Below are 18,721 nucleotides of genomic sequence, written 5' to 3' on the forward strand. Positions count from 1 at the left end.
CTGTCGCAAACAGCCATCGTGGCGCTAGAATCCATCGCGAAGCCCTGATATGCCGGTTCGCGGTTCATCGACCGGCCATCAGGTTTCACGTGAAGATCATCGTTCGTTTGGGGCGGACGACCTTCTCGGAACTGGGGACTGGGACAGATGAACGCAATTGGGGACGCGCGTTTCCGTACGCGCCGGCGCGGATGGCGCGCCTTCGCAATCGTCGCGACACTGACGGTGTTCGTGAGCGCGCTCATCGGCATGGAAGCGCCGTCTGCGTCTGCCACGGGCAGCTCGTGCGGCCCGACGATCAATCCCATCGCCTGCGAGAACTCGAAGCCGGGCACCGACCCCAGCGTGTGGGACATCGACGGTGCGGGGGACGCGAGCATCCAGGGCTTCGCCACCGATATCAGCGTGAACGCGGGCAGCCGGATCGACTTCAAGGTCGATACCGACGCCAAGGCCTACACGGTCGACATCTACCGCACCGGCTGGTACCAGGGCCTCGGCGCCCGCTACATCCAGTCCGTCCCGGTCACCGCGCCTCTGCCGCAGCACCAGCCGCAGTGCATCTCGGACGTGAGCACAGAGCTCTACGATTGCGGCACCTGGGGAGTCTCCTCCTCCTGGAATGTGCCGTCGACGGCCGTCTCCGGGGTTTACATCGCGTTGCTGACCCGCAAGGACACGGGTGGGCAGAGCCACATCATCTTCGTCGTCCGCAACGACGGAAATCACTCCGATGTGGTGTTCCAGACCTCGGATCCGACGTGGCAGGCCTACAACACGTACGGCGGATCCGACTTCTACCAGGGCGCCGCCAACGGCCGCGCCTACAAGATCAGCTACAACCGGCCGATCGTGACGCGCGGCTGGCAGGGCGGCCGCGACTTCTACTTCTCCAGCGAATTTGCGACAGTGCGATTCCTGGAGCGGAACGGCTACGACGTCAGCTACCTGGCCGGAGTCGACTCCGACCGCCGCGGTTCCGAGCTGCTGAACCACAAGGTCTTCCTGTCCGTCGGTCATGACGAGTACTGGTCCGGCGGGCAGCGCGCCAACGTGCAGGCGGCGAGGGACGCGGGTGTCAACCTGCAGTTCCTCTCCGGCAACGAGATGTACTGGCACACGCGCTACGAGGCGTCCGTCGATGGCTCCAACACCCCGTACCGCACCCTCGTGTCGTACAAGGAGACCTGGTCGAACGCGAAGATCGATCCTTCGCCCACCTGGACGGGCACCTGGCGAGATCCACGGTTCGCCACCGCCGCGAACGGCGGCACGATGCCGGAGAACGGTCTCACCGGCACGATGTACATGAGCAACAACACGGATCTGGCGATCACCGTGTCCCAGGCCCAAGGAAAGACACGGCTCTGGCGCAACACGAGCCTCGCCTCGCTCGCGCCCGGGGCCACGCAGGCTCTGGCCGCGCACACCGTGGGGTACGAATCCGACGAGGACGTCGACAACGGCTTCCGCCCTGCGGGTCTCGTGGATCTGTCCACGACGACCGGGCCGACCCCGCAGTACCTCACCGACTACGGCAATGTGGTCGTGCCTGGCACGACGACCCACCATGTGACGCTGTACCGCGCGGCGAGCGGCGCGCTGGTGTTCGGTGCCGGCACCGTCCAATGGGGCTGGGGGCTCGATCAGACGCACGACGGGGCCGGAGCGCCCGCCGACGTGCGGATGCAGCAGGCGCAGGTCAACCTGCTCGCCGACATGGGCGCGCAGCCCTCGACACGTATGAGCGGTCTCGTCGCCGCGACCGCGAGCCCGGACAAGATCGCGCCGACCACCTCGATCACGAGCCCGGCAGCGGGCGCCACGATCACCGGCGGCGCGAAGGTGACGGTCACCGGCACCGCCTCCGACATCGGCGGTGTCGTGGCAGGCGTCGAGGTGTCGACCGACGGCGGCACCACCTGGCACCCCGCCACGGGAACCACCTCGTGGAGCTACAGCTACTACCAGCAGGGCGCGGGTGCGGCCCAGATCCGCGCTCGCGCGATCGACGACAGCGCCAACTTCTCTGCGACCGGCGTCTCGGTGGCGATCACGGTCAAGGCACCGTACAGCGCGCTGGGGAACGCCGTGCCGACCACGCCCAGCGCCAATGACACGGGAGCGGTGGAACTCGGCCTGCAGTTCGTGCCGACGAGCGACGGGTTCGTCAACGGCGTCCGCTTCTACAAGGGATCGACCAACACCGGAACTCACGTCGGGTCGTTGTGGAGTGCGACAGGGCAGAAGCTCGCCTCCGTGACGTTCGCAGGGGAGACGGCGACCGGCTGGCAGAGTGCGCTGTTCTCCGCGCCGGTCGCGGTGATCGCAGGGCAGAAGTACACCGTGTCGTACACGGCGCCGAAGGGCGGCTACTCCGCCGACGCCCTGTACTGGCCGTATCGCGCCACCCCGAGCACGCCCGTGTCGGTCGTCTCGGGCGTCGGCGCCGCGGCTCCCGGGGTCTTCGGCGCCGTCGGCACGATGCCGACCTCGACCTGGTACGAGACGAACTACTACGTCGACGTCCTGTTCGACAAGGTCGACAACTCGCCTCTGCGGATCCTCGCGGCGACACCTCTGCAGGGATCCTCCAGCAACTCGACGACGGATCCGATCACGATCACGTTCTCCCGTGCGCTGCAGGCATCCAGCCTGTCCGTCGCAGTGAAGACCAGCACCGGATCCAGCGTCACCGGCACCACGGCGTACGACGCGACCGCGAAGAAGGCGACGTTCACTCCGTCCGCCGCGCTCGCGGCTTCCACGACCTACACCGTGACGGTCGCCGCGACCGATGCGAACGGCATCGGGCTCGCCGCCGGATCCGGCACCTGGACGTTCGCGACCGCGGCGGCCACGCTGCCGGACGGCACGTGCCCGTGCTCGCTGTTCCCCGACCTGAGCAGGCCGGATCTGGCGTCGGCCGCCGACACCGCGTCCGTGACGCTCGGAGCGAAGTTCTCCAGCACGGTGGCGGGGACGATCACCGCCCTGCGCTTCTACAAGGGTGTCGGCAACACCGGCACGCACACCGGCACCCTGTGGAGTGCGACAGGATCCGCCCTCGCCACGGTGACGTTCGCCGGGGAGTCCACGCAGGGCTGGCAGACCGGCACGCTGTCGGCACCGGTCGCGATCACCGCGGGCACCACCTATGTCGTGTCCTACACCGCGCCCGCGGGCGGATACTCGGTGACCGCGGGCCGCTTCTCGGCGGCATACACGCGCGGCCCGCTGACGGTTCCCGCGAACGGCGGAGTCTTCACGTACTCCGGCGGTTTCCCGAATCAGACCTCGACCTCCGACTATGCGGTCGATGTCGTGTTCGCACGGCAGGCGGTCGGGCCGAACCTGGTCGGTACGACCCCGCAGGACGGCGCCGTGAACGTCGCGACCTCGTCGTCGGTCAGCGCGGTGTTCGACGCTCCCGTGTCCTCCGCCACGGTTGCGGTGAGCAGCGCAGGGGCGACGATCGCCGGGACCAAGACGATCTCCACGGATGGCAAGACGGTTACTTTCACGCCCACCGCCGCGCTGCCCTCCGATGCACCCATCGTGGTCTCCGTCTCGAGCGTGACCGGCGGCAACGGAGCCGCCGGTCAGGGGGGCGCATGGTCGTTCGAGACCGCCGGGACCAGCGGGGCGACGACCGTGACCATGTTCGGCGCCCTGCCGGCAGGCACCAGCACCGCCACTGACGACAGCGCCTCGGTGGTCCTCGGCATGTCGTTCACCACATCGCAGCCCGGCCAGATCCGCGCACTGAGGTTCTACAAGGCGGCGACGAACACCGGAACCCACGTCGGCTGGCTCTGGGGGTCCGGCTCGACACCGCTCGCCTCGGTCACGTTCACCGCGGAGACCGGCAGCGGCTGGCAGCGGGCTGTGCTGAGCAACCCGGTGTCGATCGTGCCGGGCAAGACCTACACCGTGTCGTACCTCGCACCGCAGGGCAACTACACCTACAAGGCCGGTGCGTTCTCGTCGCCGGTGACGAGCGGACCGCTGACGGCCGTCTCGCCGGCGAACGGCACCTACCTGTACGGCACGTCGGGCCGACCGACGACCGCGTCTGGGAACTCGTCGAACTACTTCGTGGATGTGGAGTTCATCGCCACGACCGACGGCCTGGCCGAGAGCCTCTTCGGGGAGACGCTTCCCGCGGTGCCGTCTACCGCGGACAGCGATCCGATCGAGGTGGGCACCGCTTTCACCGTCTCCGCACCGGGGCAGGTCACCGCGATCCGCTACTACCGCGGTTCGGCGAACAACGGGGTGCACGTCGGATCCCTGTGGAGCTCCACCGGAACGCTTCTCGCCCAGGTGACGTTCGCGGACGAGACCGCGGACGGCTGGCAGCGAGCCGCGCTCTCGACGTCCGTCGCCGTCTCGCCCGGCACCACCTACGTCGTCTCGTACCTCGCGCCGACCGGGCACTATGCCTCGCAAGCGGGCTATTTCGCCTCGGCGCAGACGAGCGGCCACATCACCGGCATCGCCACCCAGAACGGCGTGTACCGGTACGGAACGGGCGGCGGATTCCCGACGTCCTCCTACAACGCGACCGCGTATTTCGTGGATGCGGAGATCGTGTTCGGCGGAGCCCAGGCCATGGCCCCGACACCGAGCCCGAGTCCGTCTCCGAGTCCGTCTCCGAGTCCGAGCCCGAGTCCGTCGCCGAGTCCGAGTCCTTCGCCGAGCCCGAGCCCCTCGCCGTCACCGAGCCCGTCCGCGCCCCCCGCCGTCACCTACACCGTGACGAGCCGGTCGCCGCAGGCCTCGGCTACGGCGGTCGCTCCCACGACCACGGTCACTGCGACGTTCGATACGGATCCCGGCGCGGCCGCCTTGGCGCTGACCGGACCGCAGGGTGCCGTTGCCGGATCGTCCGCATACGACGCGCCCACGAAGACCGTCACCTTCACGCCCGCTGCGCCGCTCGCCTGGACCACCGCGTACCAGGCGGCGGCCACGGTGGCGGGGGCCCAGGTGGCCGCCGGAACGTGGTCGTTCTCGACCGCCGACGCGCCGCCCGTGCTGACGGTGCAGACCATCTTCGGCAACGCGCTGCCGGCCAACCCGTGGTGGAACGACCCCTCTTCGGTGCAGGTCGCCACACGGTTCACGGTCGACGTCGCGGGCCAGGTCACCGGCATCCGGTTCTACAAGGGCAGCGCCAACACCGGGCTGCACACCGGGTACCTGTGGGCCGCCGGCGGGCAGAAGCTCGCCGAGATCGCCTTTTCCGGGGAGACCGCGGACGGCTGGCAGACGGCCGCCCTCTCGACCCCGGTGACGCTTCAGGCCGGAACGGAGTACCGGGTCGGCCTGTTCAGCACGACCGGGCGCTATGCCGTCGACCTCGGCACGCTCGCGAACACCACGACGCTCGGGCACTTCACGGTGCCCGCGAGCGGCAGCGCATGGATCGCCACAACGGACTTCCCCGCGAATCTGTCCACGAACAACTACTGGGTGGATGTGACCTTCACACCTGCTCCGTAGGACGTCGTGCCGTCGGGGAGGACGGCACGGCAGACAAGGACTGAAGTGATTGAACGGCTCAAGGTCGCTGTGGTCGGTGCCGGCTACTGGGGACCGAATCTCGCACGCAACTTCGTGGCGAGTCCGGATTGGGATCTCGCCGTCATCTGCGACCTCGAAGAGGAACGTGCCAGGCAGGTCGCCGACCGCGTCGGCGGGGTGCCCGTGTCGACGAGTCTCGAAGACGTGCTCGCCGACTCGTCGATCGACGCCGTGGCCGTCGCCACCCCCGCCCGCACGCATCATCCGATCGTGATGGCCGCGCTCGCCGCGGGCAAGCATGTCACCGTGGAGAAGCCACTGGCGGACGAGCGCAGCCGCGGCATCGAGATGGTCGAGACCGCGCGTGCCGACGGACTCGTGCTCATGGCGGATCACACTTATTGCTACACGCCGGCCGTGCTCAAGATCCGCGAGCTCATCGCCGCGGGCGAGCTCGGCGACATCCTCTTCGTCGACAGCGTGCGCATCAACCTCGGGCTCATCCAGCCCGACGTCGACGTGTTCTGGGACCTGGCCCCGCATGACCTGTCCATCATCGACTTCATCCTGCCGAACGGCCTGGACGCGACCACGGTCACCGCACAGGGCGCGGATCCGCTCGCCACGGGCAAGAGCTGCATCGGATACCTCACCCTCCCACTCGCCGACGGCGCGATCGCGCACATCCACGTGAACTGGCTGAGTCCGACCAAGATCCGGCAGATGGTCATCGGCGGCACCCGGCGCACCCTGGTCTGGGATGACCTGAACCCGCAGCAGCGCGTGAGCGTGTACGACCGCGGCGTGGACCTGCTCGAGCAGTCCAAGGCGACGACGACCGACGCGAGGGCCGCGAACATCTCCTACCGGCTCGGCGACACCTGGGCGCCGGCCCTCCCCGAAAGGGAGGCGCTGGCGAACATGACGGCCGAGTTCGCCTCGGCGATCCGGGAACGCCGGCAGGCCCGCACCGACGGCGCCTCCGGCCTGCGGGTGCTGTCGATCCTCGAGGCGGCGCGCGGCAGTCTCGCTGCCGCCGGCGCTCCCCATGCTGTGCAGACCTCGACCGAAATGGAGATGGCATGACCCGCATCGAAGACGCGAACATCCTGGTCACCGGCGGCGCCGGCACGATCGGATCCACCCTCGTCGATCAGCTGCTCGATGCCGGCGCCGCGCACGTCGACGTGCTCGACAACCTCGTGCGAGGAAGAGTCGCGAATCTCGACGACGCGATCGCGACGGGCCGCGTCACCCTCATCGACGGCGACATCCGCGACCGCCGCGTGGTCGACGAGGTCACCGCGGGCAAGGACATCGTCTTCCATCAGGCGGCGATCCGCATCACGCAGTGCGCGGAGGAGCCGCGGCTGGCCCTCGAGGTGCTCGTGGACGGCACGTTCAACATCGTGGAGGCGGCGGCCGCGCACGGGGTGCGCAAGCTGATCGCCGCGTCGAGCGCCTCGGTCTACGGAATGGCCGAGGACTTCCCGACCACCGAGCGGCACCACCATGAGAACAACGACACCCTCTACGGCGCCGCGAAGACCTTCAACGAGGGGCTGATCCGCAGCTACCGCGCCATGACGGGCATCGACTACGTGCTGCTGCGCTACTTCAACGTGTACGGCCCGCGGATGGACGTGCACGGCCTCTACACCGAGGTGCTGGTGCGATGGATGGAGCGGATCGCGGACGGCACGCCGCCGCTGATCTTCGGTGACGGGGAGCAGACGATGGACTTCGTCTGCGTGCCCGACATCGCCCGCGCGAATGTGCTGGCCGCGCAGAGCGACGTGGTCGAGGGCACGTACAACATCGCCAGCGGCACGGAGACCAGCCTGCGCGAGCTCGCCGAGGCCCTGTTGCGCGTGATGGGATCCGACCTCGGGGTGGAGTTCGGCCCCGCTCGCGCCGTGAACAACGTCGCGCGCCGCCTGGCGGACGTCTCCGCCGCGGAGCGCGATCTGGGGTGGAGGTCGGGCATCGATCTCGAGGAGGGCCTGTCCCGGCTGGTGGAGTGGTGGCGTCCGCTGCGCGAGGAGATCTCGGCCGGCCGTACGGCGGTGCCCGCATGAGCGCGCGCGTCAACGTGATGGTGCCCTGGCTCGGGCAGGAGGAGGCCGACGCGGTCGCCGAGGTGATCGCGAGCGGCTGGGTCGCCCAGGGGCCACGGGTGGCGCGATTCGAGGAGGAGTTCGCCGCAGCGATGCAGGTCCCGCGCGCGGTCGCCACGACCAGCTGCACGACGGCTCTGCACCTGGCACTCGTCGTCGCGGGCATCGGGCCGGGCGACGATGTCGTGGTCCCGTCCTTCTCGTTCATCGCGACGAGCAACGCCGTACGGTACGTGGGCGCGAATCCCGTGTTCGCCGATGTGGATCCGCTCACCGGCAACCTCACCGGTGCGACGGTGCGCGCGGCGCTCACTCCGGCGACCCGCGCGGTCATCGGGGTGGATCAGGGCGGCGTGCCGCTCGATCTCGACGACGTGCGGGCGGTCGCGGATCCGCTCGAGATCGTCGTGATCGAGGACGCGGCGTGCGGGGCGGGCTCGACCTATAAGGGCAGGCCCGTCGGGGCAGGTGCCGAGATCGCGGCCTGGTCGTTCCACCCGCGCAAGCTGCTCACCACGGGGGAGGGGGGCATGCTCACCACGGTGCGGGAGGACTGGGCGCGGCGCGCCCGCCAGTTGCGCGAGCACGCCATGAGCGTCTCCGCCGCCGACCGGCACCGCTCGACCCTGCCGCCCGCCGAGGAGTACACCGAGGTCGGCTTCAACTTCCGGATGACCGATCTGCAGGCCGCGGTCGGGCTCGTCCAGCTGCGCCGCCTCCCCGAGATCGTCGCCCGCCGGCGCGACCTGGCCGACCGCTACCGTGCGGGCCTCGAGGGCGTCGCCGGGCTGCGGGCCGTGCAGGATCCCGCCTACGGCGCGGGCAACATGCAATCCTTCTGGGTGGAGGTCGGCGACGAGTACCGCACCGACCGGGAAGGCCTCCTGGAGGCGCTCGCCGCCGCCGATATCTCGGCGCGGCGGGGGATCATGGCGGCGCACCGACAGCCGCCCTATCGCGACACGGCGCCGGCCGGCGCCCTGCCGGTCACCGAGCGCCTGAACGACCGCACCCTCATCCTGCCGCTCTACCACGCGCTCACCGCCGCGGATCAGGATCGCGTGATCGCGGTGCTGCGGGATCCGATCGGGGCGGGATCATGAGCGACGGGCTGCTGCTGATCGGCGCCAGCGGACTGGCGAGAGAGGTGATCGCCGCGGGCATCGTCGGGGTCGTGGGGATCCTCGACGACGATCCGGCGCGGGAGGGCACGGAGATCTCCGGTGTTCCGGTGCTCGGCCCGGTGTCGCTCGCGCCCGCGCGGAGCGATCAGCTCCTCATCTGCGTCGGCCCCGGAGCCGGGAGGCGCAGCATCGTCGAACGCCTCGACGAGGCGGGAGTGCGCGAGGAACGCTACGGGATCTTCGCCGCGAGATCGGCCAGAATCGGCGCCAGCAGTGAGCTCGGGGCGGGAAGCATCCTGCTCGATTCCGTCGTGGTGACCGCCGACGCCGTACTGGGGCGCCACGTCGTGGTGATGCCGAACTGCACGATCACCCACGACGACGTGCTCGAGGACTTCGTCACCCTCGCCGCCGGGGTGTCGCTCGGCGGGGGCGTGCACGTTCGGGAGGGCGCATACCTGGGGATGAATGCGTCGGTCCGCCAAGGCGTCGTCATCGGGGCCGACGCGGTCATCGGGATGGGGGCGGCGGTGATCGGCGACGTGCCGGAAGGACGGACCTGGGGCGGAGTGCCCGCACGGGAACTGGGGGAGAGACGATGAACGTGCCATTCCTGGATCTGGCCGCGCAGCAGGCCGAGATCATCGACGAGGTGCTTCCGGTGTGGAGCAGACAGCTCGGCGACGCCGCCTTCATCGGTGGCGCCGAGGTCGAGGCGTTCGAGCAGGAGTACGCCGAGTACATCGGCGTGGGTCATGTGATCGGCGTCTCCAACGGCACCGACGCCCTCGAGCTCGCCTACCGTGCGGCGGGCGTGCAGGCGGGTGACGAAGTGATCATGCCGGCCAATACGTTCATCGCGACGGCGGAGGCGGCCTCCCGGATCGGGGCGGTGCCCGTGTTCGTCGATGTGGACGACGAACACCTGCTCATGGATCCGGACGCGGTCGACGCGGCGATCACCTCGCGCACCAGGGCGGTGGTTCCGGTGCACCTGTTCGGGCAGACAGCGCCCGTGCCCTCGGTCGCAGCCATCGCCGCACGTCACGATCTCGTGCTCATCGAGGACGCCGCCCAGGCGCAGGGAGCCTCGTCGACGGCGGGACGAGCCGGGGCGCTGGGACGCATCGCCGCCACCAGCTTCTACCCCGGCAAGAACCTGGGCGCCGCGGGCGATGCGGGAGCCGTGATGACGGACGACGCCGACGCTGCGGCCCTGATCCGCACTCTGGCCGCGCACGGCAGCTCTCGCAAATACGTCCACGACCGCATCGGCATGAACGCTCGCCTGGACGCGGTGCAGGCGACGGTGCTCCGTGCCAAGCTGCGTCGACTCGACCGCTGGAACGCGGCGCGGCGGGAGGCTGCCGCGCGATACGGCGGTCTGCTCGCCGGCATCGACGGAGTTCGGACGCCCGTGACTGTTCCGGGCAACGTCGACGTGTGGCATCTGTATGTCGTGCGCGTCGAGGACCGCGATCGGGTGATGGCGGAGATCACGGCCGCCGGGATCGGCGTCGGGATCCACTACCCCACGGTGGTTCCGCTCACCGAGGCCTATGCGGACCTCGGGCGCCGGGCCGGCGAGTTCCCTGTCGCGGAGGCCGCCGCCGCGCGGATCCTCTCGCTGCCGATGTTCCCGCATCTCGCGCCTGTCCAGCAGGAGCGCGTCGCGGATGCTCTCCGGGACGCGGTGCGCACCGCCCGTCACGACACCGCCGGCGCGGCGATGCACGAGGCGATGGCCTGAGCGGATCCGATCATGCGCGTCCTCGTCATCCTGAACAGCCTGGAGCTCGGCGGAACCCAGATCAACGCCGTCGATTTCGCCTGGCGGCTGCGTGAGCGAGGAATCGAATCGATCCTGATCGGCCCGCGCGACACGGCGGGCGACGGGCTTTCGCTGTTCGACTACGCCGGCACCCGCGGGATCGGGATCGAGGCCTTCGCCTCCGCAGACGGCATGGCGGCCCAGGCGCGCCAGCTGCGGCGCATCGCGGATGAGCACGGCGTCGACCTCGTGCATGTGTGCGGGATGTGGGGTTCCGCCCGGCCCACGTACTGGGGGCCCGCGATCTTCGGCCGCCGCCCATGGGTGCAGACCGTGTACGAGATGAGCGTCACTCCCGTGGTGCATCGGCACATGCCGCTGATCGTCGGCACCGAGTACTTGATCGAGGAGCTCGCTCACCGCCCGGGACGCACGGTGCTGATCTCGCCCCCGGTCGACTTGGAATCGGATGCGCCGGACTCCGACGCCGGACGCCGCTTCCGCGCGGAGCACCGGCTCGGGGATGGCCCGCAGCTGGGGATCGTGAGCCGGCTGGACAGCCGGATGAAGGCCACCGCCATCGCGACCGCGATCGACGCTATGCGGCCACTGTCGGCGCTCGGGGCGACCCTGTACGTCGTCGGCGGTGGCGATGCAGAGGAAACGCTGCGTGCTCGCGCCGACGCGGTGAACCGAGAGCTGGCGTACGACGCGGTACGCATGCTCGGACCGCTCTCGGATCCGCGTCCCGCCTACGCGGCCGCCGACATCATGCTCGGCATGGGCGGGTCGGCCGCTCGCTCGCTCGCATTCGGCCGTCCGCTGATCGTGCACGGCGAGGCGGGGTGGTCGTGCCTGTTCGAGGAGTGCACCGCGGCGATGCTGGCCCGGTCGAGCTTCTGGAGCCCGGATCGTCCGCTGCATCCGGTCGAGGACCTCGTGCGGATCGCGGAACCGGTCATCGGCGATCCCGCCTGGCGGGTCGCTCTCGGCGCCTTCGGACGCCGGTTCGCCGAAGAGCGGTTCGGCCTGGACGCGATGTCCGAACGACTCGCCGCGTTCTACGAGGAGGCCGTCGGCACGTACCGCGCCGGGGAGTGGCTGCGCGACCTGCCGCGCGAGGGCCGCCGGGTCGGGGGGATGCTCCGGCGGCGGCTGGGTCTGGTCCCGCGGGCCGTCACGGGGAGCCGGACATGACGGATCCGTCGTTCTCGGACGGCGAGAAGGCCGTCGGCCCCGAGACGGGTGGCGATGTCAGTGGACGCGCCGCATCCGGCGTGCTGTGGCTGACCGTGCAGAAGTGGGCCGTGCGCCTGCTCGGCTTCGCGACGATCGCGGTGCTCACCCGGCTGCTCAGCCCTGCGGACTTCGGCACCGTCGCCGCGGCCTCCACCGTCCTGCCGTTCTTCTTCCTGCTCGCCGATCTCGGATTCGCGGCCTACGTCGTGCAGGTCGACAAGAGCGATCAGAAGATGCTGAGCACCGCGTTCTGGTTCTCGCTGGGCGCAGGCGGGGTGCTGTGCGCCACGTTGTTCGCCACGGCCCCGCTGCTCGCCGTCGTGTTCCACGACGAGGGGGTGACCCCGGTCCTGCAGGCGCTCTCGCTCTGGGTCGTGCTCACCGCCGCCGGATCCGTGCCGATGGCGCTGCTGCGCCGCGACATGCGCTTCGGGGTGCTGGCAGGGCAGGGCGCGGTCGCCGCCGGCGTGGCGCAAGTCGTGGCAATGGTCATGGCGTTCGGCGGATTCGGCGCCTGGGCACTCGTCGCGCAGAGCCTTGTCGCGCCGGCGATCACCACGGTCCTGGCGTGGATCACCTCGCGGTGGCGGCCGACGCTCTCGTTCTCCCAGGCCGACTTCCGCGTCATGGGAACGTTCGGCGGTCAGGTGCTCGGCGTCGAGTTCGTCGCGATGCTGCGAGCGTGGGGCGAGGCCGCCGTCATCTCGGCCGTGCTGGGCATCGGCGCCTTCGGCTACATGACCATCGCGCAGCGGCTCGTGCAGGTGGTGCAGGACCTCACCGGCAGCGCTATCGTGCCGGTGACCCAGGTGGCGTTCGCGAAGATCCGCGACGAGCCGGAGCGACTGCTCGCCGCTTATCTCCGCGCCTTGCGATTGACGTACTTCGCGCTCTCCTTCCCGCTCACCCTTCTGGCGGTCGTGGCCCCGCTCGTGGTGCCGATCGTGTTCGGCCGCGGCTGGGACCAGAGCTATCCCGTGGCGCAGATCCTCGCCCTCGCCGGGATACTCTCGGTCGGCGCGTGGCTGGACCATGGACTCTTCTACGGCATGGGCAGGCCGGGCACGTGGTTCGTGTACGCCCTCATCATCGATGGGATCACCTTCGGCACGACGGCGGTGGTCGCGCGCTTCGGGCTCGTCGCCATCGCCTGGGGCTTCCTCGGCGTCTGCGTCGTCGCGACGGTGAGCCGGTGGTTCCTCACCGCCCGGGTGCTGCACACGCGGGCGCGGGCGGTAGCGGGGCCATTCGTCTTCGTCGCGGTGGCCGTCGTCGGCTCGGGAGCGGCCGGCTGGGGCGTGCGTCTCCTCACGGGGGCGCTGCCGTCGTGGGTCGCGCTGCTGATGATCGCAGGCGCTGTCCTGACTGTGCATCTGCTCGCGACCCGCCTTCTGGCGCCACGAGTGCTGCCCGAGGCGCTTGCACTGCTGGGGCGATCCCGGATCGGCGCACGCCTTCCGGGACGGGGTAGGAGGCGTGCCGCGACGGGCGGCGCGCAGGGGAGCAGGGCCCGGGCGGCGGCATCGCCGGCCGGAGAAGGGGAGCCGTCATGAACACGAACACCGCGGGGCGACGTGTGCTGATCATCGTCCAGAACTTGCCCGTGCCCCTGGATCGGCGGGTGTGGCTCGAGTGCCAGGCGCTCCGGGCTCAGGGATACGAGGTCTCCGTCATCTGCCCGCAGGGCCCCGGGGATCCGGCGCACGAGGAGATCGACGGCGTGCACATCTACAAGTACGCGCCCGCACCCGAGGCGAAAGGTGCGCTCGGCTTCGCGCTCGAATTCGCGTACTCCTGGGCGCGCACCGCACTGCTGTCGCTGCGCGTGCACCGCCGTCACGGCTTCGACGTGATCCAGGCGTGTAATCCGCCTGACACGTACTGGCTGCTCGCGGCGCTGTGGCGCCTCGCCGGAGTGCGCTTCGTGTTCGATCAGCACGACCTCAACCCCGAGCTGTTCCTCTCCCGGTTCGGCAGGCCGACCGGGATCGGCGGGCGCATCGAGCTGGGCGGTCTCGTGCTGCTCGAGCGCAACACCTATCGCGTGGCGGATCGGGTGATCTCCACGAACGGGTCGTACAAGCGCGTCGCGGAGCGCCGCGGCGGGATCCCCGCTGTGCGCGTCACGGTGGTGCGCAGCGGACCGGACACGACCGTGATGCGTCCGGTCTACCCGGATCCCGAGATCAGAGCGGGTGCGGAACATCTGCTGGCGTACTTGGGCATCATGGGTCCGCAGGACGGAGTGGAGAACATCCTCGCCGTCATGGACGAACTCGTGCATCGTCGCGGCCGCACCGGCATACGCGCCGTGCTGATGGGGTTCGGGGACTGCTGGGAGGACCTCAGGAAGGAGTGCACCGCCCGCGGGCTGGACGACAACGTCGTCTTCACCGGCAGGGTGGGACCCGCGCAGATCGCGCAGTATCTCAGCGCCGCCGACCTGGGCCTTGGGCCCGACCTGGACACGCCGCTCAACAACGTCTCCACGATGAACAAGACCATGGAGTACATGGCGTACGGGGTGCCGCCGGTCTCGTTCGATCTCGTGGAGACCCGGGTCTCGGCGGGCGACACGGGTGTCTTCGTCCGTTCCGGAGACATCGCCGGATTCGCGGATGAGATCGAGGCGCTCCTCTCCGACCCCGACCGCAGGGTCGAGCTCGGCCTCGCCGCCCGCCGCCGCGTCGTCGCCGAGCTGGATTGGAAGCCGCAGGCAGAGGCCTACGTCGGCGTGTTCGATGAGCTGCTGGGCAACCACCCCGGAGCCGCCCGGCGCGCGGCGTGGCCGTACGCAGCGCATCCCGTCGAATCGGCTCGCTCGGGGGCCCCCGAGTTCGTCGACCTCGACGACGAGACCGAACTGCGCCGATTCCTGCGCGACCGAGCGCGCGCGGCGGTCCGCGTGCCATGAACGTCGACCACGTGCTGCTCACGCGCTTCAATCTGCCGACGGGCGGAGTCGAGGCGCGGATCAGGGCGAGCGAGCACTGGCTCTCGAATCGCTGGCGCCTGTTCGAGAGGTACTGCGCGCCGTCGGTCGCCGCGCAGATCGGCGCCGACTTCGACTGGGTCGTGTACTTCGACCCGGCGAGCCCCGCGTGGCTGAAGGGCGCGATCCAGCCCTATGTCGAGCAGGGCCTGTTCACGGCGATCTTCCGTGAGGAGGTGCCGCGGCAGAAGCTCGTCGCGGACCTGCGCGATGTGGTGCGGCACGGCGACGGGATGCTGCTGACCACGAACGTCGACAACGACGACGGCCTGGCCGTCGACTTCCTGGCGCGACTCCACGCGGCCGTCGACTTCGAGGAGCGCCGCGCGCTCTACGTCGTCAACGGACTCGTACGCGATGACGTCGGCGTCTACCTGCGGCACGATCCGGAGAACGCGTTCTGCTCGGTCGCCGAGCCGTGGTCGGATCCTCGGACCTGCTGGGACGACTGGCACATCATGCTCAGCCGGTCCATGCCGGTCGTCGCGCTGGATGGCGAGCCGGGCTGGCTGCAGGTCGTCCACGGAGAGAACGTCAGCAACCGGGTGCGGGGGCGTCTCGTGTCGGCACGGCGTTGGGAGTCGCTGTTCCCGGGGATGCTGCAGGACGTCGAGGCTCCGGGAGCCGCGCAGATCGTGGGCGACCGGTTGCTGGTGGCGCCGGCGCGGTGGACGCGCGACACGACACGGGCGACCCTGCGGAGGATGGCGATCGCCGCGCTCGGCAAGGACGGCATGCAGGCGTTGAAGGCCAGGTTGCGGCGATGATCCCGGACCATGGCACTGCCGTGCGGCCGGAGATTATGCTGGCGACAGGAGGAGGGGGACGGGTGACGGTTCGCGAAGCTCTGTCCGCGATGGGGAGGCGCTGGTACGTCCTCCTCGCCATCGTGATGGTCTTCGCCGGTCTGACGTTCCTCTTCTACAAGGACGGCGGCTCGTACTCGACGCGGACGACGATCACCTTCACCCTCCCGTCCCGCTCGACGCTGCTGCCCGAGAGCGGATCCACGGACATCAGCATCATCGCGTTCGCGGGCGCCATCGCCACATCGATCAACCAAGGCAAGCCCGTCGAGACGTTTTCGGATTCCGACGCGCCCTACTACGGTGCGGGAGTTCGGCAAGGCGTCATGGTCTCGTTGCGCAACGGCGGGAACCAGTGGATCAGCAGCTTCCCGTCCGCGACCATCGACATCCAGATCGTCGGGCGAACCCGCGAGTGGGTCGTCGAGCGTCAACAGGAGGCACTGAAGCAGATCATCGACGTGACTGCGGCCCAGCAGGCCGCCACGGTCACCCCGGAGGCCGACCGCATCACGGCGATCGTCGAGCCGTTGAGCACGGATATCCAGCACGTCACGCCGGGCCGGAGCGAGATCATTCTCGCGGGGGTGGCCATGGCGATCGCCGGTCTGATCACCGGCTGCTCGGCGGCGATCATCGTCGACCGGGCCATCCGGGCGAGGCGCAGGAGGAGGGCCCTGCGAAGGGTCGATGCGCCCACTCCGGCCGCGCGGACAGGAGGCCGCTTCGCATGAACATCGCAGACACCATGGGAGGATTCCTCCGGCGCTGGTACATCGTGCTGCCGGGGATCATCCTCGCCGTCGTCGCCGGGCTCGGCACCTTCGTCTCGGTACCACCCGGTCACGAGCGCACCTCGACCCAGCTGCTGCTGCCCGGATCCGGCACGATACCCGTCGGCACGACGAACCCGTACCTGTTTCTGGGCGGTCTCACTCAGGCCGCGGACATCGTCGTGCGCGTGATGCGGTCCGACGAGGTGCTCGGACCGATCGTCAAGGACTATCCGGGCACGGATGTCGTCGTGGAGCGCGACCCCACCGTGTCGGGGCCGGTGATCCAGATCACCGTCACCGGCAAGACCGACAGTGCGACCCAGGAAGTGCTGGCGGCTCTCGTCTCCGAGACCCGAGTCGAGCTGGACCGGCTCCAGACCCAGCAGAAGGTGAAGGCTGACGACCGTATCTCGGTGTCGACGCTGACACTCGATACGCAGAGCACGCTGCAGCAGAAGACGCGGATCCTGGTGAGCGTGGGCGTCGCGCTCGGGATCGCCGTGCTCACGCTCATCCTGGCGAGCCTGATCGACGGGCTGGCACGCCGCCCGCACAAGGCGGGGCGCCGCGGCAGGCGCGCTGCGCGAAAGGACGCGGGACGCAAGCGCCGGACGGCTGTCGAGGCCGCGTCGGAGGACGAAGACCCCCTCGACGGATCCATCGACGAGCCGATCGAGAGGGATGAGCCAGACCGCGATCCAGAGGCCGACCCGGACGAGCGCCGGATCGGCCCGAACGCCCCCTGGCATCCGGTGTCCGCCGACGAGCCAGGGGTCGCCTTCGATGAAGCGGGCCGGGGAAGCGGGGACGACGACGCGGACGTCGGGGAGAGGAACGATGGCGCCGCGGATGAGTCCGGCGTCGATGCCTCCGACCCGGAGGCCGTCGGCACGGGGCGGGGGCGCGCCCACCACCGCGCGGCGAGGCGGGCATGAGCCTGCTCGCCGGGTCACGGATCCGCCCGATCTCCGCCGAGACGGCCACCTCGACCGAACGTCATGGCGGGGTGAACGCCGCCACCATGCTCACGGTGTATCTCGTGCTGCTCGTCGCGATCCCGTCGAACGTGACGATCTCGGCGCTCGGCAGCCTTGGACGACCCTCGATGCTCTGGGGTCTGGTGCTGCTGTTCTGGTGGGTCCTGAGCCGGCTGCAGGCACGGGCGCTCGACACTCGCCCGGTGCGGCAGCCCCTGCGCTGGGTCTTCCTGGCGTTCCTCGTCGTTGTTCTGGTGAGCTTCGCCGCCGCGATGCTGCGCGGTCAGCCCGCCGACCAGATCAGCCCCGCCACGACGGCATTGTTGCGGCTCGCATCATGGAGCGGTGTCCTGCTTGTCGCGATGGACGGGATCAGGACGTATTCCGATGCCGCGATCCTCGTCAGGAGGCTGGCGATCGCCGGAGCCGCGCTCGCCGCCCTCGGCCTCGCACAATTCTTCTCCGGGCAGACGCTACTGGACTGGACGACCTCCATTCCAGGACTCGCGTTCGAGGCGACCGAGGCGGCGACACGCGGATCCTTCACCCGTGCCTCCGGCACGGCGATCCACCCCCTCGAGTACGGGACCGCCGTGGTGTCGGCTCTCCCGCTGGCGATCACCGCCGCGGTCAACAGGGGGTTCCGCACCACCCCGTCCCGTCACGCGGTCTGGTGGTGGCTCGCCGTGGCCCTCATCCTGCTCGCCTCGCTGGTCGCGGTCTCCCGATCGGCCATCATCGGCCTCGCCGTCGCCGTCGTGGCCCTGCTGCCGGCGATCCCCACGATCTACCGATGGGTGATCGGGGTGGGCGGCGCCATCCTCGCGCTGGCGGTGTTCGCGCTCATCCCCGGGATGTTCGGCACGATCGTGAACCTGTTCCTCGGCGCGTCGAACGATCCCAGCACCCAATCCCGGACCGCCGCGCTCGCCCGAGTGCCGGAGTTCCTGTCGTCCTCGCCCCTGATCGGCCAGGGATTCGGTACCTTCCTGCCCCGTTACTACATCTTCGACGACGCCTGGGTGCTGCTCACCGTCGAGCTCGGCATCCTGGGCGCGCTGTGCCTTGTCGGCATGGTGCTCGCGGCGATGGGAAGCGCGGTCTGGGCCAGTGGGCACTCGCCGTTCCAGGACACCAAGTCGATGAGCCGGGCGTTCGCCGCCTGCCTCGTCACGATCGCCGTGCTGTTCGCGTTCTTCGACGGGCTGTCCTTTCCGATGTCCGCGGGACTTCTGTTCCTGATGATCGGGCTGACCGCGTCGATGCGCTCGATCGCGGCCGCCGACGAGGTGCTGACAGCCTCGATGCGATACACGGCACGGCCCGAACGGCCCGACACCCCCGCCGATCTGCCACCCGCGCGCAGCGCGACGGTGGGGGACAGGTGACG

The 18,721-nt window shown here is 69.7% G+C and carries 13 protein-coding genes; all 13 read left to right on the forward strand.

What is annotated here, in order from left to right; all coding sequences use genetic code 11:
- Nucleotides 1–231 precede the first annotated feature (231 nt).
- From CQ044_RS00470 to CQ044_RS00530, 13 genes are read left to right on the forward strand one after another with little or no spacing between them, the layout of a single operon-like run.
- Nucleotides 232–5,508, forward strand: coding sequence for a DUF4082 domain-containing protein (locus tag CQ044_RS00470; RefSeq protein WP_258133066.1), 5,277 nt, complete (start codon nt 232–234; stop codon nt 5,506–5,508).
- Nucleotides 5,509–5,553: 45 nt separating this feature from the next.
- Nucleotides 5,554–6,615: a Gfo/Idh/MocA family protein gene (locus tag CQ044_RS00475; protein ID WP_105686096.1), complete on the forward strand. Its 1,062-nt coding sequence runs from the start codon at nt 5,554–5,556 to the stop codon at nt 6,613–6,615.
- Nucleotides 6,612–7,607 carry an NAD-dependent epimerase/dehydratase family protein gene (locus tag CQ044_RS00480; RefSeq protein WP_105686098.1) on the forward strand — a complete coding sequence of 332 codons (996 nt, stop codon included), beginning with the start codon at nt 6,612–6,614 and terminating at the stop codon, nt 7,605–7,607. Before CQ044_RS00475 ends, CQ044_RS00480 begins: the two co-directional genes overlap by 4 nt.
- Nucleotides 7,604–8,749, forward strand: coding sequence for a DegT/DnrJ/EryC1/StrS aminotransferase family protein (locus CQ044_RS00485; RefSeq protein WP_258133067.1), 1,146 nt, complete (start codon nt 7,604–7,606; stop codon nt 8,747–8,749). The genes CQ044_RS00480 and CQ044_RS00485 overlap by 4 nt, the downstream gene beginning before the upstream one ends.
- On the forward strand, nt 8,746–9,372 hold the full coding sequence (locus CQ044_RS00490) for a NeuD/PglB/VioB family sugar acetyltransferase (RefSeq protein ID WP_105686100.1): 627 nt from the start codon (nt 8,746–8,748) through the stop codon (nt 9,370–9,372). The genes CQ044_RS00485 and CQ044_RS00490 overlap by 4 nt, the downstream gene beginning before the upstream one ends.
- On the forward strand, nt 9,369–10,520 hold the full coding sequence (locus CQ044_RS00495; RefSeq protein WP_105686101.1) for a DegT/DnrJ/EryC1/StrS aminotransferase family protein: 1,152 nt from the start codon (nt 9,369–9,371) through the stop codon (nt 10,518–10,520). The genes CQ044_RS00490 and CQ044_RS00495 overlap by 4 nt, the downstream gene beginning before the upstream one ends.
- 12 nt (nt 10,521–10,532) lie before the next feature.
- The gene (locus tag CQ044_RS00500; RefSeq protein ID WP_105686103.1) at nt 10,533–11,738 is read left to right on the forward strand and encodes a glycosyltransferase; all 1,206 of its coding nucleotides are present in this window, start codon (nt 10,533–10,535) and stop codon (nt 11,736–11,738) included.
- Nucleotides 11,735–13,333, forward strand: a complete 1,599-nt coding sequence (locus CQ044_RS00505; RefSeq protein ID WP_105686105.1) for a lipopolysaccharide biosynthesis protein — start codon at nt 11,735–11,737, stop codon at nt 13,331–13,333. Before CQ044_RS00500 ends, CQ044_RS00505 begins: the two co-directional genes overlap by 4 nt.
- Nucleotides 13,330–14,694 (forward strand): glycosyltransferase family 4 protein, encoded by a 1,365-nt coding sequence (locus CQ044_RS00510; RefSeq protein WP_105686106.1) that lies wholly within the window; start codon nt 13,330–13,332, stop codon nt 14,692–14,694. Before CQ044_RS00505 ends, CQ044_RS00510 begins: the two co-directional genes overlap by 4 nt.
- Entirely contained in the window at nt 14,691–15,539 is an 849-nt protein-coding gene (locus tag CQ044_RS00515; protein WP_105686108.1) for a glycosyltransferase, read from the forward strand. The genes CQ044_RS00510 and CQ044_RS00515 overlap by 4 nt, the downstream gene beginning before the upstream one ends.
- Complete coding sequence (locus CQ044_RS00520) at nt 15,440–16,312, forward strand: hypothetical protein (protein WP_146116714.1); 873 nt, start codon at nt 15,440–15,442, stop codon at nt 16,310–16,312. Before CQ044_RS00515 ends, CQ044_RS00520 begins: the two co-directional genes overlap by 100 nt.
- Nucleotides 16,309–17,289, forward strand: coding sequence for a hypothetical protein (locus CQ044_RS00525; protein ID WP_105686111.1), 981 nt, complete (start codon nt 16,309–16,311; stop codon nt 17,287–17,289). Before CQ044_RS00520 ends, CQ044_RS00525 begins: the two co-directional genes overlap by 4 nt.
- Nucleotides 17,286–18,719, forward strand: a complete 1,434-nt coding sequence (locus CQ044_RS00530; protein ID WP_105686112.1) for an O-antigen ligase — start codon at nt 17,286–17,288, stop codon at nt 18,717–18,719. The genes CQ044_RS00525 and CQ044_RS00530 overlap by 4 nt, the downstream gene beginning before the upstream one ends.
- Nucleotides 18,720–18,721: the final 2 nt, after the last annotated feature.

It is taken from the genome of Microbacterium sp. MYb64 (assembly GCF_002979495.1).
GTDB lineage: Bacteria > Actinomycetota > Actinomycetes > Actinomycetales > Microbacteriaceae > Microbacterium > Microbacterium azadirachtae_A.

Bases quoted from the DNA above. Each gene is read 5' to 3' on its own strand.
- CQ044_RS00515 (WP_105686108.1), top strand. From the start codon at position 14,691: ATGAACGTCGACCACGTGCTGCTCACGCGCTTCAATCTGCCGACGGGC.
- CQ044_RS00485 (WP_258133067.1), top strand. From the start codon at position 7,604: ATGAGCGCGCGCGTCAACGTGATGGTGCCCTGGCTCGGGCAGGAGGAG.
- CQ044_RS00510 (WP_105686106.1), top strand. From the start codon at position 13,330: ATGAACACGAACACCGCGGGGCGACGTGTGCTGATCATCGTCCAGAAC.
- CQ044_RS00525 (WP_105686111.1), top strand. From the start codon at position 16,309: ATGAACATCGCAGACACCATGGGAGGATTCCTCCGGCGCTGGTACATC.
- CQ044_RS00490 (WP_105686100.1), top strand. From the start codon at position 8,746: ATGAGCGACGGGCTGCTGCTGATCGGCGCCAGCGGACTGGCGAGAGAG.
- CQ044_RS00530 (WP_105686112.1), top strand. From the start codon at position 17,286: ATGAGCCTGCTCGCCGGGTCACGGATCCGCCCGATCTCCGCCGAGACG.
- CQ044_RS00480 (WP_105686098.1), top strand. From the start codon at position 6,612: ATGACCCGCATCGAAGACGCGAACATCCTGGTCACCGGCGGCGCCGGC.
- CQ044_RS00495 (WP_105686101.1), top strand. From the start codon at position 9,369: ATGAACGTGCCATTCCTGGATCTGGCCGCGCAGCAGGCCGAGATCATC.
- CQ044_RS00505 (WP_105686105.1), top strand. From the start codon at position 11,735: ATGACGGATCCGTCGTTCTCGGACGGCGAGAAGGCCGTCGGCCCCGAG.
- CQ044_RS00500 (WP_105686103.1), top strand. From the start codon at position 10,533: ATGCGCGTCCTCGTCATCCTGAACAGCCTGGAGCTCGGCGGAACCCAG.